The sequence below is a fragment of the Martinezella miluonensis genome (assembly GCF_900094545.1).
Taxonomy (GTDB): Bacteria; Pseudomonadota; Alphaproteobacteria; order Rhizobiales; family Rhizobiaceae; genus Rhizobium; species Rhizobium miluonense.
This window is the reverse complement of record NZ_FMAH01000062.1, coordinates 17090-31984: the sequence shown is the minus strand read 5'-3', so window position 1 is coordinate 31984 and position 14895 is coordinate 17090. Positions and strand designations below refer to the sequence as shown.

The window sequence follows — 14895 nt, the reverse complement described above, 5'->3', positions numbered from 1 at the left end:
CACCCGCCATGTCTGGATAGATGCCCGCGAGCGCACCGACGCCCACCGCAAGACATCCTGGGGCAAGGCGATCTACAAGCGGCGGAAGGAGACGGTCGAGCGCTCCTTTGCCGATGCCAAGCAACTCCACGGTCACCGATACGCCCGCTTCCGAAGTCTCGTGTGCGTCAGATGCCAGTGCCTGCTGGCTGCCGCCGCCCAGAACATCAAGAAGATCGCAATGGCCCTCACAAAGGCGCCAAAGCCAAGCATGGCCTGAGCAGATCAGGCCGTTTCAACAAAATCGAAACGCCACCTTCTCAAAAGCATCAATCCGCAAACACAAAACCCGCCGAAAATATCGACGGGTTTGTCAGCAGTCTGGGGCCCCGGAAACCGGGGCCTTGCCGCTTGCCATTGGTAACGCTTCGAAGTGCTTCTCAGAAAAGGAAATAGCGCTGCGCCATCGGCAGCACCGTCGCCGGTTCACAGGTGAGAAGCTCGCCATCCGCGCGCACTTCGTAAGTCTCCGGGTCCACCTCGATATGAGGGGTGAGGCTGTTATGAATCATCGATGCCTTTGAGATGCCGCCGCGCGTATTCCTGACCGGCAGCAGCGCCTTGGCGATGCCGAGCTTGCCGGCAAGCCCAGCATCGAACGCAGCCTGGGAAACGAAGGTCACCGAGGAGTTTGTGCGATTCTTGCCGAAGGCGCCAAACATCGGGCGATAGTGCATCGGCTGTGGCGTCGGGATGGAGGCATTGGGGTCGCCCATCGGCGCCGCCGCTATCGAGCCGCCAAGCAGAACCATCTCGGGCTTCACGCCAAAAAAGGCCGGGCTCCAGATCACCAGATCGGCACGCTTGCCGATCTCGATAGACCCGACCTCGTGGCTGACGCCATGGGCAATGGCAGGGTTGATCGTATATTTGGCGATATAGCGCTTCACGCGGAAATTGTCGTTGTCGCCGGTCTCCTGGGCCAGTCGGCCACGCTGGCGCTTCATCTTGTCGGCGGTCTGCCAGGTGCGGATAGCCACTTCGCCGACGCGTCCCATGGCCTGGCTGTCGGATGAAATGATCGAGAAAGCGCCGATATCGTGCAGAATATCCTCGGCCGCGATCGTTTCCTTGCGGATGCGGCTTTCGGCAAAAGCAATGTCTTCCGGGATCGAAGACGACAGGTGATGGCAGACCATCAGCATGTCGAGATGTTCGGCGATCGTGTTAACCGTATAAGGCCGCGTCGGATTGGTCGATGATGGAATGACATTCGACTGGCCGCAGATCTTAATGATATCAGGCGCATGGCCCCCACCCGCACCTTCCGTGTGGAAAGCATGGATCGTACGACCCTTGATGGCACCGATCGTATCCTCGACGAAGCCGCTTTCATTCAACGTATCCGTGTGGATCATCACCTGCACATCATAGGCGTCGGCCACGCTGAGGCAGCAGTCGATCGCCGCCGGCGTCGTACCCCAGTCCTCATGCAGCTTCAGCGAGCAGGCGCCGCCGAGCACCATCTCTTCCAGCGCCGCCGGCAGCGAGGCGTTGCCCTTGCCGGAAAGGCCGATATTCATCGGAAAAGCATCGAAGGATTCGATCATACGCGCCAGATGCCATGGTCCCGGCGTACAGGTGGTCGCAAGCGTTCCATGCGCCGGTCCGGTGCCGCCGCCAAGCATGGTGGTGATGCCCGACATCAGCGCTTCCTCGATCTGCTGCGGGCAGATGAAGTGGATATGGCTGTCCATGCCGCCGGCGGTGACGATCTTGCCCTCGCCTGCGATGATTTCCGTGCCCGGCCCGACGATGATGTCGACATCAGGCTGCATATCCGGATTGCCGGCCTTGCCGATCGCGACGATGCGGCCGTCCTTCAGGCCGATATCCGCCTTTACGATCCCCCAATGATCGAGGATCAGCGCATTGGTGATGACGGTATCGACGGCACCGTTCGCCCGCGTCACCTGGCTCTGCCCCATCCCGTCGCGAATGACCTTGCCGCCGCCAAACTTCACTTCTTCGCCATAGGTGGTGAGATCTTTCTCCACTTCGATGAACAGTTCGGTATCGGCGAGCCGCACCTTGTCGCCGACGGTGGGACCGAACATGTTGGCATAGGCAGCGCGGGAAATCCTGTAAGGCATGAATCAGTCTCCTTGGGAGGCAGAGATGAGGTTCGTATCGACAAGGCGCGTCAGGCGGCCGAGGGAGACATAGCCGTCGACAAGCAACTTCTCGGCGGCAAAGGGATGCTCGCTCCAACCTGTATGGCTGAAGCCGGTAATGGCGACATCGTCGTCGGGATAGCGGGCCAGCACCTCGGCAATCACGATCATTCCGCTGCTCGGCACCACATAGGAGCCGGGCTCATAGGCGGAGAGCGCCGTATCAACGCCGTCGTGGACGGATTGATCGATCACGACATGCCGCTTGCCGGTGGCTTTGCAAAAGGCGGTGAACTGATCGGTGTAATCGTCGCAGAAGTCATCGAGCTCCGGGTGCGAGATCGCCAAGGGCGCACGCAGCGCAGCGAACTTGCGGGGATCCCGCACGCTCCAGATTTCCGAAGCTGAGGCAACGGCAGGGCTCTTTCGCCACTCTGCCGAGCCGAGCATGGCGCGCGCCGGCCGGCCGGTATTGCAGACCGCAACGACATCGGTCCGGCGGCCGCCTGCCCCCATCGAACGGCAATCGTTGAAGCGGATCACTAGGTCGGCGGCATCGATCGCCGCCGCCGCTCCTACCGCGATCTCGCCATTGCCGACGATCATCACTTTGCGCCTGTTGCTCACTAATTGCCTCCGAGCCCGTCGGCGAGCTCTTTCAATTCCTTGGTCCGCTTCTTGGTCAAATCCGCCTTGCAGCCGGAAATCAGCATGGGCTCCATCGAGCCGCCTCGTGCCTGAAACCCTTGCGCCTCACATTCGCCGTCGCGATAGTCCACCCAGGCGCGCTGCGCCTTGACGAGCGCCTTGTCCGCACCCTTCATGTCGTTGTCGAGATCCGCATCGATGGCGACCATCGCTGCCCGGGTTTTCTTGTATTGTACATTCAGCGCTTTATCGGCCGTATCGAAATCGAGCGCGGCGCAAATGTTCAAATCCGTCTGCGCCTCGGCCTTGGCGCAATCGATCTTCGGTTCATCCGGATTGTTCTGTGCAAAAGCAGGACCGCAGATCAGGGTTGCGGCAAGAGCTGCAGCAGGCAAAAGCAATTTCAGCGACATCAAATTCCCCTAAGAATGCCTAGAGCTTGCCCATGATCTGCTGGCGGAAACCGTAGACTTCCCGCTTGCCCGATAGCGGAATCAGCGTCACCGAGCGGGTCTGACCCGGCTCGAAACGCACGGCGGTTCCAGCAGGAATATCGAGCCGCATACCCCTCGCCTGGTCGCGGTCGAAGGCAAGCCCGGCATTGGTCTCGGCAAAATGATAATGGCTTCCGACCTGCACGGGCCGATCGCCGGTATTGGAGACCTCGAGCGTCACGGTCGGCGCTCCGGCATTAAGCTCGATATCGCCGCTGGCAGCGATGATTTCACCTGGGATCATAGTTCTCTCCTCATGCTGCCCGAACGGGAGCACACCCCTCAGCCTTCAGAACACGCTTGGTCGAAGCAGGATATTTGGCGAGCAACGCCGCCGGGCGAACGGGGCGCTGGACGAATTCGCCGCCGCAATTCGGGCAGCGACCGCCCAAGACGTTGCCGACACAATCCGTGCAGAAGGTGCACTCGAAGGTGCAGATCATCGCCTCCCGGCTTTCCGGCGGCAGATCCCTGTCGCAGCACTCGCAATTGGGTCTGAGTTCCAGCATCGTAAGCCTCAGCGGATCGGTTCGTGGACGGTGACGAGCTTCGTTCCATCCGGGAACGTCGCCTCCACCTGAATATCGTGGATCATCTCGGCAATGCCCTCCATCACCTGATCGCGGGTAACGACGTGGGCGCCGGCCTCCATAAGCTCCGCCACCGGACGACCGTCGCGGGCTCCCTCGACCACGAAATCCGTGATCAATGCGATGGCTTCGGGATGGTTGAGCTTGACACCGCGCTCCAGCCGTCGCCGCGCCACCATCGCCGCCATGGAAATCAGCAGCTTGTCTTTTTCTCTTGGAGTGAGGTTCATCGCCTACCTATTGGATTGCTGTTTTCTAGAGCATGATGCCGAAAAGTGTGAGCGGTTTTCGGACGACATCATGCTCTACTCTTTTGATTCTGGAGCCGGATGATTTTAGGTCACGCAGGTCTAAAATCATCCGGCTCCATGGAGTTATAGGTTCCAGACTTTCGGCACTGGCGCACCGTTGCGCAAGGCAGAAATGATCGGGATCAGGACTTTTCTGAGCGCGAAACCATCGGCAGCGGCAAGCCGTACCACGAGCTTGTCCTTCCATTGGCTGGCGCCCGCCATATGCGCCTCAACCAGCGGCCGGACCCGGCCGAGATAGGTCTCCGCCCGCGCTCCCGTATAGAGCACGGTCGCGAAGGCAACCTGGCCGCCGAGCACAGCGCTCTTGCGGGTCAACGCCGCGATATCGCCATCGAGCTGCAGTTCCTCAGCATGGATCAGGCGTTCGCCGCGGCGGATGCGCCAGCGATCGCGAAACAACCCTTCGACCATCGCCTCGCCCATGGCCTTGCGCCCAAGCAGGATCGCCTCGACGGCAAGAAATTCAGCCGTTTCGTCAAGCTCGACATCCAGCCTGCGCGAAAGCGATGCACGGTCGAAGAGGATGGTCTCCTGCGGCAGCCAGTCGACGCGCGCGCTAGAACCCACACTGATGGAGGTTTTGACCTCCGCGGTGTCGCTCGAAGCCTTGTAGATTTTCTCGCAGGCCTGTGTGGTCACGTCGATATGCGTGGCCGGTCCGGCGACGATGCTCCAATCCATCCGGTCGCCGCCGGTAAGGCCGCCGGCCGTGTTGATGATGACCGCTTCCATGGAGTTATCGAAGGTGTCGGGCAGACGAATCTTCGCCGCGCCCTCCTGAAACAGCTCGGCAAGACGCGTGCGGCCGCCAAGCGACTTGGCCGCAAGATGGCCGCGACCTCGCGCCCTCTGCGGTTTTGTGCCTATGGCCGTCAATGCCATTTCGTCTCTCCGGTTGCCAGATCGCGCCGCTGTCGGATCATTGAAGCCCGCGATAAAGTAAAGGCAAGCAATTTCTATGCCTTACGCGATCACCCGCAGTGACGCCCCAATCTCGGGCGGCATGCGCATCGTTTTTCGCCAAACGCCGAAAAGAAGGGCAACTGCGTCTGACTATAGATACCAGCGGCTCTCTCGGCCGTCATGCGCGAGGGAGGGCGTCAGGCCACTCTGTCCGGCGGCTCGCGGCCGGCAAAAAAGGCGGTGATATTGTCCACGACCTTCATGCCCATGGCGGTGCGCGTCTCCTCAGTGGCGCTGCCGAGATGCGGAAGAAGCACGACGTTGTCGAGCGCCCTCAGCCGCTCCGGCACATGCGGCTCAGCCTCGTAGACATCGAGGCCGGCGCCGCGGATCGTTCCTTGCTCGAGTGCCGCAATCAGGGCCACCTCGTCGATCACGTCGCCGCGTGCGGTATTGATGAGGAAAGCACCCGGCTTCATGGCGGCGAGACGCGCTGCGTTCATCAGATGGCGATTTTCGGCGCCACCGGGGCAATGCAGCGAGACAAAATCGGAGACTTCGAGCACGTCCTCCACCGTCGGCAGTTGCCTGGCGCCATAACGCGCGGCCTCCACCGGATCAACGACGGAGCGATTGTAGAAGACGACATCCATGCCGAAGCCGAAATGACAGCGCTGCGCAAACGCCTTGCCGATGCGGCCGAAGCCGATGATGCCGACAGTCTTGCCGGTAACCTTGGTGCCGACCAGATGGGTCGGCCTCCAGCCGGTCCACGCACCAGCACGCAATTCCCGCTCCCCTTCCCCGCCCCGTCGCGCGACAGAGAGCAAGAGCAGCATGGCGATATCGGCGGTGCAATCGGTGAGCACGCCCGGCGTATTGGTGACGACGATGCCCTTCGTCTTGGCCGCAGCGACATCGATGTGGTTGAAGCCGACGCCGAAATTGCCAAGAATCTTCGTCCGGACCGCATCGCCCTCGAAAAGCGCGGCCGGAAGCCTGTCGGAAACGGTGGGGAGAACGGCGTCGTAAGAAAGGAGCGCCTCCCGCAGTTGCGCCGCATCGAGCGCAACATCGTCCTCATTCAGCGTGGCATCGAAACCTTCCGAAAGGGCCACCTCAACCGAGGCGGGCCAACGCCGTGTAACAAGAATCCTGGGTTTGCTCATGCTGCTCATCCTCCTGCCTATACCAGGCAGACTTAAAGCAGGTCAGCGGCGAAGGAAATGCCGCTCCTCCGCCAGCGGCTATGAAAAAAGCCCGGCGCGTAGCCGGGCTTTGCAGGTCGTGTCGAAGCCGGAAACCGGCAACGCGAAGATTACTTCGCGATTTCGGCGTAGGTGTACTTGCCGTCGGAACCCTTGGACCACTTGTACATGACGTAGTCCGGACGGGTGATATCGCCCTTGGCATTGAAGCTAAGGTCGCCGATGGCGGTCTTGAACGGGCCCTTTGCCTTGGCTGCATCTGCAACAGCCATAGGATCGTTGGAGCCCGCAGCCTTTGCTGCGGCGGCGATGATCTGAGCGGCGGCATAAGAGTACAGCGTATAGCCTTCCGGCTCATAGCCGGCAGCGCGGAACTTGGCGACGAGATCGGCAGAAGCCGGGTTCTTGCGCGGATCCGGCGCAAAGGTCATCAGCGTGCCATCGACGGCATCGCCAGCGATAGAAGCCAGCTCGTTCGAGACGATACCGTCACCCGACATGAAGTGTGCCTTCACGCCCTGGTCGGCCATCTGGCGCAGGATCAGGCCGGCTTCGGTGTGAAGACCACCGTAGTAGACGAAATCGACGCCAGCCTGCTTCATCTTGGCGATGAGGGCCGAGTAGTCCTTGTCGCCGGGAGTGATGCCTTCGTAGAGAACTTCCGTCATGCCACCGGCGTTGAGGTTCTTCTTGGTTTCATCGGCAAGGCCCTGACCATAGGGGGTCTTGTCGTGAACGACGGCAACCTTGGCGCCCTTGAAGTTGTCGACGATATACTTGGCGGCAACCACACCCTGCTGGTCGTCACGGCCGCAGGTACGGAACGTGTTCCAAAGACCCCGCTCGGTGAATTTCGGATTGGTCGAAGCCGGCGTGATCTGCATGATGCCGTTTTCGGCGTAGACTTCCGAAGCCGGGATGGAGACGCCCGAGTTGAAGTGACCAACGACGAACTTCACGCCGTCGGCAACGAACTTGTTGGCGACCGAAACGCCCTGCTTGGCGTCGGAGACGTCGTCGCCAAGTTCGATCTTGACCTTTTCCCCGTTGATGCCGCCGGCCGCATTGATATCGGCGGCAGCCTGTTCTGCACCTTTCTGAAGCTGCGCACCAAACGCCGCATTCGGGCCCGTCAAGGGACCGCCAACGCCGATGATGATGTCAGCCTTCGCAACGCCACCGAATGCGATCATCGCCGACAAAGCCACCGCCGACAGAAGATACTTCTTCATATTGTTACTCCCAATTTTTGAGCGGGTTCCGTTTGATGTGCCCTGCGCGATACCCACCAATCATCACGCCGGTAACGCTTGTATTCCGAACTCTGGAAGCATGATCCTGCCTTATGTCATTTATGTTATTGGCGGGACGACGCTTATGTTGATGCAGACTGTGCCTAGTTTAGGCACCCTGTCAATTCTTCTTCTTCCAAGAAAAGGCAGAGGTCTTTTCATAGAGCCAATAATAATTATTCACCATCTGGTCGGTACGTCGATACCGGTATCCTGCCGTCGCAAAGACCAGAACAAGAACGACGTCGATGATGTAGATGATGGGATCGAACACCGGCCCGTTGAACAGAGCATGGTGTAGGAACTGCAAGCCAAGGCCGATCAGAAAGCAGTAGATGACGACGAGCGGATAGTTTTCCCAGTTGGAGGCGACGGCGCGACCAGCGCGCCATGCAGTCCAGAAACTAAGGATGACGATGACCGCGCGGATAACCATGCGGCCGCCGCTATCGCTGTCGAAGAGAAGTCCTTGCATGTCAAATTCTCCGCGAAACGAAACTCAATGATGGCCGCCTTCGAGATAGGCGGCACGCACTTCCGGATTGGCGAGCAAGTCCTTGCCCGAACCACTCATCGTCACCCTGCCATTGACCATCACATAGGCACGGTCGGAAAGCTTCAGCGCGGCGAACGCGTTCTGCTCGACAAGAAACACCGTCAAGCCCTGGGACTGATTCAGGACCTTGATGGCCTCGAAAATGCCCTTGACGATCAGAGGCGCAAGACCGAGCGACGGCTCGTCCAGCAATAGCAGTTTGGGACGTGCCATCAGCGCGCGGCCGATCGACAGCATCTGCTGCTCGCCACCCGAAAGCGTGCCGCCGCGCTGCGACTGGCGCTCCTTCAGGCGAGGAAAAAGCGTGAAGATCTTCTCGACGTCCTCATTGAAATGTTTGAGTTTATCGAGGTTTGCGCCCATCTGCAGGTTCTCGTAAACCGTCATGCGCGGGAAGATGCGTCGCCCTTCGGGCGACTGAGCGATGCGAAGCCGGGCAATTTCATGCGTCGGCATGCGCGTGATATCCTGGCCGTCGAACATTACCGATCCGGTGCGGGCCTGCGGACTGCCGCAGATCGTCATCATCAGCGTCGATTTTCCGGCGCCGTTGGCACCGATCAGGCTGACGATCTCACCGCTGTTGACTTCGATATCGACACCGGCAAGCGCACGAATGTTGCCGTAATAGGTTTCGACACCCGCGACTTTCAGAAGTGGTTGCCCCGCCATCAATTTTCACCCTCTTGGAGGTGTTCGACTTCGGCAATCACCTCTTCCACTTCTTCATCCTCGACGCCCAGATAAGCCGCGATCACTCTTGGATCGTGCTTGACCTCATCCGGCGTGCCGTCGGCGATCTTCTGTCCATATTCGAGCACGATGACGTGGTCGGAAATTTCCATGACCACCGACATGTCGTGTTCGATCAGCAGGATCGATGTGCCGATATCCTTGCGGATACTGCGCAGGAACTCGTTGAGAACCAGCGATTCGCGAGGATTGAGGCCGGCGGCCGGCTCGTCCAGGCAAAGTAGTTCGGGACCGGTGCACATGGCGCGGGCGATTTCCAACCGACGCTGGGCGCCATAGGGAAGATCGCCGGCGGGATCGTCGGCGCGATCGATGAGATCGGCCTTTTCGAGCCAGAAGCGTGCCAGCTCGATCGCATTCTTCGCCTCGGCCCGATAAGGACCGATGCCAAGCAGGCCAAGGATCGTATAGCCGGAGGCCCGCATCAGCTTGTTATGCTGCGCCACCAGCAGGTTTTCGAGCACGGTGAGGCCCGAAAACAGACGAATATTTTGGAAGGTACGCGCCACCTTGGCTTCGCGCGTGATCCGGAAATCCGGAAGACGTTCCAGGAGATATTCCTTGCCACTCTTCTGCTGGAGCGTGAGCATGCCCATCGTCGGCTTGTAGAAGCCGGTGATGCAGTTGAACACGGTCGTCTTGCCGGCACCGTTCGGTCCGATCAAAGCGGTGATGTCGCCGCGCTTCGCCTCGAAGGAGAAGTCGTTGATCGCCATCAGGCCACCGAACTTCATCGACAGGTGATCGACCTTCAGCAGAACGTCGTTGGGGGTTGCGGTCACAGCGTTCATCAGCCGTGGCCCTCCTTGGTAAAGCTACCGGAGACCGCTTTTCGCTCTTTGAGGAAGGCGGTCGGCTCACGCGTGCCGACAAAGCCGCGCGGCTTGAAGATCATCACGACCACCATGGCGAGACCGAAGATCAGCATGCGGTAGAGTTCCGGAGTAAAGTCCGGCCCGAAACCGGGGATGATCGTCGTGTCGCCGATGACAAGACCGGTCTTGAGGAAACTCATGTTGCGCAGCAATTCTGTGCCGCCGACCATGGCGATCGCGGCAATCGCGATGCCCTTGAGCGAGCCCATGCCGCCGAGAACGACCATGGCAAGGATCACGGCGGATTCGAGGAAGACGAAGGATTCCGGCGAGACGAAGCCCTGGCGTGCCGCGAAGAAGGAGCCTGCGAAGCCGCCGAACATGGCGCCAGTGGCAAAAGCGGTCAACTTGGTCGTCACCGTATTGATGCCGAGCGAACGGCAGGCGATTTCGTCCTCGCGTAGCGCTTCCCACGCGCGTCCGATCGGCATGCGGCGCAGCCTGATCGTCACATAGGCGGTCAGCATGCACAGCCCCAGGATGACGTAGAACAGGAAGATCTTGTACCAAGCCGACGAGATCGGCAGACCCAGGGTCCGAATGATATTGTGCGGATCCTTGAGATCGAACGTGTAGAAACCGAACAGCGACGCCTTGGTGATGTTGGAGATGCCGAAGCTGCCCTGCGTGAAATCGGTCCAGTTGGTCAGCACGATGCGGATGATTTCACCGAAGGCCAGCGTGACGATCGCGAGATAGTCGCCGCGCAGGCGCAGGACCGGGAAGCCTAGGATCATGCCCCAAAGACCGGCAAGCATGCCTGAAAGCGGCAGCAGGATCCAGAAAGACAAGCCGAAATGCAGCGACAACAAGGCATAGGAATAGGCCCCGACCGCATAGAAAGCGACATAACCCAGATCGAGGAGGCCGGCGAGACCGACGACGATATTCAGGCCCCAGGCGAGCATCACATAGATGAGAATCTGGATGCCGAAGTTGTCGACATAGGTCAGCGATCCCTGCGGGCCGAGAATCGCCACTGCCGCTAGCGGATAGACGAGCAGGAGCAGAAGCGCGATCTTGGTGAAATTCCTGCCGATGAAGCCAGCTTCAGCCTCCACCGGCGCCACCTTGGCCTTGGCTGCCTTACGCGCTGCCAGAGCGGGCTGAACGAAAACCGTCATGACGAAGCGACCGGCGGCAGCAATTGCGACGATGATCGCCAGAAGACCCCAGCGCTGAACGATGATCAGCTTGTTGTCTATGTTCTGATCGGTCTTGAGACCGATGTAGAGAACGAACATGCCGAAAGCGATGAGCGCGGTCCAGAAGGCGTCCGTGATGCCTTTCTGGACAAGGCCGGGCGTGGTCTTGCCTGCAACGAAATTTGAATTTGCCATGGCGTTATACCTTTTCGACTTCCGGCCGGCCGAGAATACCCGTCGGCTTGAAGATCAGCACGTAGGCCAGGATGCCATATGTCGCGACATCCTTATACGCGATGGCGAAGTTGCCCGACCAGAACGACTCGATGAAGCCGATCATCAGACCTCCGAGAACAGCGCCTGGGAGCGATCCGATGCCGCCGAGAACCGCCGCAGTAAAGGCCTTGACGCCAGGCACGAAGCCATCCGTGAAGTTGGCGACGCCATAATACATCAGATACATCGTGCCGGCCACGGCAGCGAGCGCCGCGCCCATGATGAAGGTGACGGAAATGGTACGATCAACATTGATGCCGAGCAGCGCCGCCATCTTGCGATCCTGCTCGGTGGCGCGCTGAGCGCGGCCGAGCGCCGTTTTGTTGACTATGTACCAGAAGGCGGCCAGCAGAACGACCGTAATGATGAAGATGATGATCTGCTTCAGGGAGAGCGAGACTTCACCGAAGTTATAGACGTCGCCCACCAGCGTCGGGATCGGCTTGTTGCGTGGTCCCTGCGAAACCTGGATGAAGTTCGACAGCACAATCGACATGCCGATTGCCGTGATCAGCGGCGCCAGGCGAAACGAACCGCGCAGCGGCCGGTAAGCGATGCGCTCGATCACCCAATTCCAAAGGCTCGTCATCAGCATCGCGACGATGAGCATCACCAGAAGCATGATCGCGACGGGCAAACCGGCAAAGAGCGAGATGAGAACCAGGTAGGTGATAAGGGCGGCAAAGCCGCCGAGCATGAAGACATCACCATGGGCAAAATTGATCATGCCGATGATGCCGTAAACCATGGTGTAGCCAATGGCTATGAGGCCATAGATAGACCCAAGAGTCAGCCCGTTTAAGAGCTGCTGGATAAAATAATCCATATGTCATTTCCCCTGGATGCAGCGTTATACGACCACATCTCTTATTAATTTTTCGGTTCCTTCAAGAGGGACCGTAGGCTCGATTCCATACCGCTTTCGAAGGAAATGTGAAGCCAAAAAGGCGAGAAACTGACAAATTCTTTTCAAATCACCGTGCGCTGACCCGAATCCGACCAAATATGATAGAAAAGCGGCATTCTCTGGCTCGAAAATAGCCAAAGAAGCCTAGCAGCGCCGGAGCTCTGAAAAACTCTTATCAGCGACAGGCCCCTCTCAAAGCCTGTCGCCGCCATTTGCAACAGCACCGATCAGGCGCGCATGCGTGCTCCATCGGCATCGAACAGCGGTTCAGCCTGCAGGCTTGCCGGCAGGAGTTCGCCGAGCAATTCTATCGACCAGCCCTGCGTGTCATCGGCGATTTCCCTGGGCACGTAGCCGACGGCAACCGAAAGACCGGAAGCATGGGCGTAGCCGCCCGAGGTCACCCAGCCGCAAACGGCGCCATTGTGATAGATCGGCTCGTCGCCGATCACATCGGCGTCCTTCGCGCTCAAGATGAAAGTGCGCAGCCGCAGCGTCCCGCCCTCGGCTTTTTCCTTGGCCGCAGCTGCCTTGCCAATGAAATCGGCCTCCTTCGACAATGCCACGAATCGATTGAGACCGGCCTCGAATGGCCCATAGAGCGGCCGGTACTCGCGCGACCAGCTGCCATAGGATTTATCGAGACGCAGCGCATTCAGGGCCCTCAGTCCAAAGAGCCGGATGTCGAATTCGGCGCCTTCCTGCATCAGAAGGTCAAAGATATAGCGCTGGTATTCCGGCTTCATCCAGATCTCATAGCCGAGATCGCCCGTATAGGAGACGCGGCCGACGATAGCCTGTGCCATGCCGAGATCCATGCGGCGAATCGACATGAAAGGGAAGGCAGCGGTCGAAAGATCCTGATGGGTCAGTTTCTGCATCAGCTTGCGGGCATTCGGGCCGGCGATCGACAGACCGAGAAGCGAAAGACCGAGAGCCTGAAGTTCGACCGAGCCATCCTTCGGCAGCAGGCTCTCGAACCAGCGCATGTGGTAGGCTTCAGCAATGCCGGAACCGATGAGAAGGAAATCCCCCTCACCCAGCTTAGCCAGCGTGAAATCGCCGATCAACTTGCCGTCATGCTTCAGCATCGGCGCGAGCGTCATGCGGCCAATGGCGGGGATACGGCAGGTCAGTAGCCTGTCGAGGAAAGCTTCCGCCCCCGATCCCTTCACCGAATATTTGGCAAATCCAGAAGTCTCCATGAGGCCGACGCTCTCGCGCACTGCCTTGGCTTCCGCGCCGACGACATCGAAGTCGTTGGAACGGCGCCAGGAGAACTGATCGACTTCGCCCTCCGGAGCGAACCACAGCGCCTGCTCAAGGCCGTAGTAAGCACCGAACACGCCGCCGGTCTCCTTCAGCTTATCGTAGATCGGCGTCGTCAGCAGCGGGCGGGCCGCCGGCAGCTCTTCGTTCGGATAGCGGATCGAGAAGCGGCGGGCGTAGTTCTCGCGTACCTTGGCGTTGGTATAGGCGAGCGTCGCGTAATCGCCGTAGCGGGAGACGTCCATGGCGAAAACGTCGAAGCCCGGATCGCCGTAGATCATCCAGTTGGCGAGCGCCAATCCGACGCCGCCGCCCTGGCTGAAGCCCGCCATGACGGCGCAGGCCGACCAGTAATTGCGCAGGCCGCGCACCGGTCCGACCAGCGGATTGCCGTCTGGCGAGAAAGTGAACGGCCCGTTGATGATCTTCTTGATACCGGCATTGTTGAAGGCCGGGAAATGGCGGAAACCGACTTCCAGTTCCGGCGTGATGCGCTCGATGTCCTCAGCCAGCAGCTCATGGCCGAAATCCCAAGGCGTCGTCACCGGCGACCATGGGCGACAGGCCCTCTCATAGGTGCCCATCAACATGCCCTGCCGCTCTTGGCGCAGATAGATCTCGCCATCGAAGTCGACGCAGTGCATCAGCTCCTTGCCCGTCGTCTTGTTGAAGTCGATCACCTCGGGCATGTCCTCGGTGATCAGATACATGTGCTCCATGGCGAGCACCGGAAGCTCGAGCCCGACCATGCGGCCGACTTCGCGCGCCCAGAGACCGGCAGCATTGACGACATGTTCGGCAATGATCTCGCCCTGGTTGGTGATGACCCGCCAGGAACCGTCCTCGCGCTGCACCAGCTCTTCCACCTTGGTATGCAGATAGATATCGGCGCCGTTCTTCTTAGCCGAGCGGGCATAAGCATGCGTCGTGCCATAGGGATCGAGGTGACCTTCGACGGGGTCGTAGAGCGCGCCGACGAACTGATCCGGATCGAGGAGCGGCATCATCTCATGCGCTTCCTTTGGCGTCAGCAGCGTCGCTTCCAGGCCGTTATAGCGGCCCTTGGCGAGAATGGATTTCAGCCAGTCGAAACGCTGCGGCGTCGCCGCCAGCATCAGCCCGGAGGTCAGGTGCAGGCCGATGTCCTGGCCCGAATACTCCTCGATCTCCTTGTAGAGCTCGACTGTATATTTCTGCAGCTTGGCGACATTCGGATCGCCGTTGATGGTGTGCATGCCGCCCGCGGCGTGCCAGGTCGAGCCGGAGGTCAGCTCGGAGCGTTCGAGCAGCACGACATCCTTCCAGCCGAATTTCGTCAGGTGATAGAGCACCGAACATCCGACGACACCGCCACCGATGACGACGACCTTGGCATGGCTTTTCATCTAGGAATCCCCTGTTCTCGGCACGAAGCCGCCGGGTGTCTTCCCGCGCGACCGACCGCATTTATGAGGAAACCTAGAGACTATCCAACAAGCCAAATAGCCCGAACTGCGAAGCCGATATGTCTGT

Annotated in this window: 16 protein-coding genes; 1 reads left to right on the top strand and 15 read right to left on the bottom strand. The window is 59.6% G+C overall.

Annotated features, from left to right (window positions below):
- Window positions 1–259, top strand: a 259-nt coding sequence (locus GA0061102_RS30085) for a transposase (RefSeq protein ID WP_208858722.1), incomplete at its 5' end; no start/stop codon positions are given.
- A 160-nt stretch (window positions 260–419) separates the two neighbouring features.
- Here the strand turns inward: GA0061102_RS30085 and ureC are convergent.
- The 15 genes from ureC to GA0061102_RS30010 all read right to left on the bottom strand — a co-directional run bounded on the left by ureC (window position 420) and on the right by GA0061102_RS30010 (window position 14768).
- A complete protein-coding gene (gene ureC / locus GA0061102_RS30080; RefSeq protein WP_092855985.1) occupies window positions 420–2132 on the bottom strand; it encodes an urease subunit alpha in 1713 nt (570 codons plus the stop codon).
- Window positions 2133–2135: 3 nt separating this feature from the next.
- On the bottom strand, window positions 2136–2759 hold the full coding sequence (locus tag GA0061102_RS30075; protein ID WP_092855989.1) for a Urease operon accessory protein: 624 nt from the start codon (window positions 2757–2759) through the stop codon (window positions 2136–2138).
- A 20-nt stretch (window positions 2760–2779) separates the two neighbouring features.
- Complete coding sequence (locus GA0061102_RS30070) at window positions 2780–3214, bottom strand: lysozyme inhibitor LprI family protein (protein ID WP_092855983.1); 435 nt, start codon at window positions 3212–3214, stop codon at window positions 2780–2782.
- 19 nt (window positions 3215–3233) lie between these two features.
- A complete protein-coding gene (locus tag GA0061102_RS30065; protein ID WP_092855981.1) occupies window positions 3234–3539 on the bottom strand; it encodes an urease subunit beta in 306 nt (101 codons plus the stop codon).
- A gap of 10 nt (window positions 3540–3549) precedes the next feature.
- A complete protein-coding gene (locus tag GA0061102_RS30060) occupies window positions 3550–3804 on the bottom strand; it encodes a DUF1272 domain-containing protein (RefSeq protein ID WP_092855979.1) in 255 nt (84 codons plus the stop codon).
- An 8-nt stretch (window positions 3805–3812) separates the two neighbouring features.
- Window positions 3813–4115, bottom strand: a complete 303-nt coding sequence (locus GA0061102_RS30055; RefSeq protein ID WP_092855977.1) for an urease subunit gamma — start codon at window positions 4113–4115, stop codon at window positions 3813–3815.
- 144 nt (window positions 4116–4259) lie between these two features.
- Window positions 4260–5081, bottom strand: a complete 822-nt coding sequence (locus GA0061102_RS30050) for an urease accessory protein UreD (RefSeq protein WP_092855975.1) — start codon at window positions 5079–5081, stop codon at window positions 4260–4262.
- A 218-nt stretch (window positions 5082–5299) separates the two neighbouring features.
- Window positions 5300–6271, bottom strand: a complete 972-nt coding sequence (locus GA0061102_RS30045) for a 2-hydroxyacid dehydrogenase (RefSeq protein WP_092855973.1) — start codon at window positions 6269–6271, stop codon at window positions 5300–5302.
- A 149-nt stretch (window positions 6272–6420) separates the two neighbouring features.
- Entirely contained in the window at window positions 6421–7542 is a 1122-nt protein-coding gene (locus GA0061102_RS30040) for a branched-chain amino acid ABC transporter substrate-binding protein (RefSeq protein WP_092855971.1), read from the bottom strand.
- 181 nt (window positions 7543–7723) lie between these two features.
- Window positions 7724–8077, bottom strand: a complete 354-nt coding sequence (locus GA0061102_RS30035) for a DUF6867 family protein (protein WP_092855969.1) — start codon at window positions 8075–8077, stop codon at window positions 7724–7726.
- A 24-nt stretch (window positions 8078–8101) separates the two neighbouring features.
- Window positions 8102–8830 (bottom strand): ABC transporter ATP-binding protein, encoded by a 729-nt coding sequence (locus tag GA0061102_RS30030; protein WP_092855967.1) that lies wholly within the window; start codon window positions 8828–8830, stop codon window positions 8102–8104.
- Window positions 8830–9702 carry an ABC transporter ATP-binding protein gene (locus tag GA0061102_RS30025; RefSeq protein ID WP_092855965.1) on the bottom strand — a complete coding sequence of 291 codons (873 nt, stop codon included), beginning with the start codon at window positions 9700–9702 and terminating at the stop codon, window positions 8830–8832. The genes GA0061102_RS30030 and GA0061102_RS30025 overlap by 1 nt, the downstream gene beginning before the upstream one ends.
- On the bottom strand, window positions 9702–11126 hold the full coding sequence (gene livM, locus GA0061102_RS30020; RefSeq protein ID WP_092855963.1) for a high-affinity branched-chain amino acid ABC transporter permease LivM: 1425 nt from the start codon (window positions 11124–11126) through the stop codon (window positions 9702–9704). Before livM ends, GA0061102_RS30025 begins: the two co-directional genes overlap by 1 nt.
- A gap of 4 nt (window positions 11127–11130) precedes the next feature.
- The gene (locus GA0061102_RS30015) at window positions 11131–12033 is read right to left on the bottom strand and encodes a branched-chain amino acid ABC transporter permease (RefSeq protein WP_092855962.1); all 903 of its coding nucleotides are present in this window, start codon (window positions 12031–12033) and stop codon (window positions 11131–11133) included.
- Between the two features lie 308 nt (window positions 12034–12341).
- Entirely contained in the window at window positions 12342–14768 is a 2427-nt protein-coding gene (locus GA0061102_RS30010; protein WP_092855961.1) for a GcvT family protein, read from the bottom strand.
- Window positions 14769–14895 lie beyond the last annotated feature (127 nt).

Bases quoted from the DNA above. Each gene is read 5' to 3' on its own strand.
- ureC (WP_092855985.1), bottom strand. From the start codon at position 2,132: ATGCCTTACAGGATTTCCCGCGCTGCCTATGCCAACATGTTCGGTCCC.
- GA0061102_RS30075 (WP_092855989.1), bottom strand. From the start codon at position 2,759: ATGATCGTCGGCAATGGCGAGATCGCGGTAGGAGCGGCGGCGGCGATC.
- GA0061102_RS30070 (WP_092855983.1), bottom strand. From the start codon at position 3,214: ATGTCGCTGAAATTGCTTTTGCCTGCTGCAGCTCTTGCCGCAACCCTG.
- GA0061102_RS30065 (WP_092855981.1), bottom strand. From the start codon at position 3,539: ATGATCCCAGGTGAAATCATCGCTGCCAGCGGCGATATCGAGCTTAAT.
- GA0061102_RS30060 (WP_092855979.1), bottom strand. From the start codon at position 3,804: ATGCTGGAACTCAGACCCAATTGCGAGTGCTGCGACAGGGATCTGCCG.
- GA0061102_RS30055 (WP_092855977.1), bottom strand. From the start codon at position 4,115: ATGAACCTCACTCCAAGAGAAAAAGACAAGCTGCTGATTTCCATGGCG.
- GA0061102_RS30050 (WP_092855975.1), bottom strand. From the start codon at position 5,081: ATGGCATTGACGGCCATAGGCACAAAACCGCAGAGGGCGCGAGGTCGC.
- GA0061102_RS30045 (WP_092855973.1), bottom strand. From the start codon at position 6,271: ATGAGCAAACCCAGGATTCTTGTTACACGGCGTTGGCCCGCCTCGGTT.
- GA0061102_RS30040 (WP_092855971.1), bottom strand. From the start codon at position 7,542: ATGAAGAAGTATCTTCTGTCGGCGGTGGCTTTGTCGGCGATGATCGCA.
- GA0061102_RS30035 (WP_092855969.1), bottom strand. From the start codon at position 8,077: ATGCAAGGACTTCTCTTCGACAGCGATAGCGGCGGCCGCATGGTTATC.
- GA0061102_RS30030 (WP_092855967.1), bottom strand. From the start codon at position 8,830: ATGGCGGGGCAACCACTTCTGAAAGTCGCGGGTGTCGAAACCTATTAC.
- GA0061102_RS30025 (WP_092855965.1), bottom strand. From the start codon at position 9,702: ATGAACGCTGTGACCGCAACCCCCAACGACGTTCTGCTGAAGGTCGAT.
- livM (WP_092855963.1), bottom strand. From the start codon at position 11,126: ATGGCAAATTCAAATTTCGTTGCAGGCAAGACCACGCCCGGCCTTGTC.
- GA0061102_RS30015 (WP_092855962.1), bottom strand. From the start codon at position 12,033: ATGGATTATTTTATCCAGCAGCTCTTAAACGGGCTGACTCTTGGGTCT.
- GA0061102_RS30010 (WP_092855961.1), bottom strand. From the start codon at position 14,768: ATGAAAAGCCATGCCAAGGTCGTCGTCATCGGTGGCGGTGTCGTCGGA.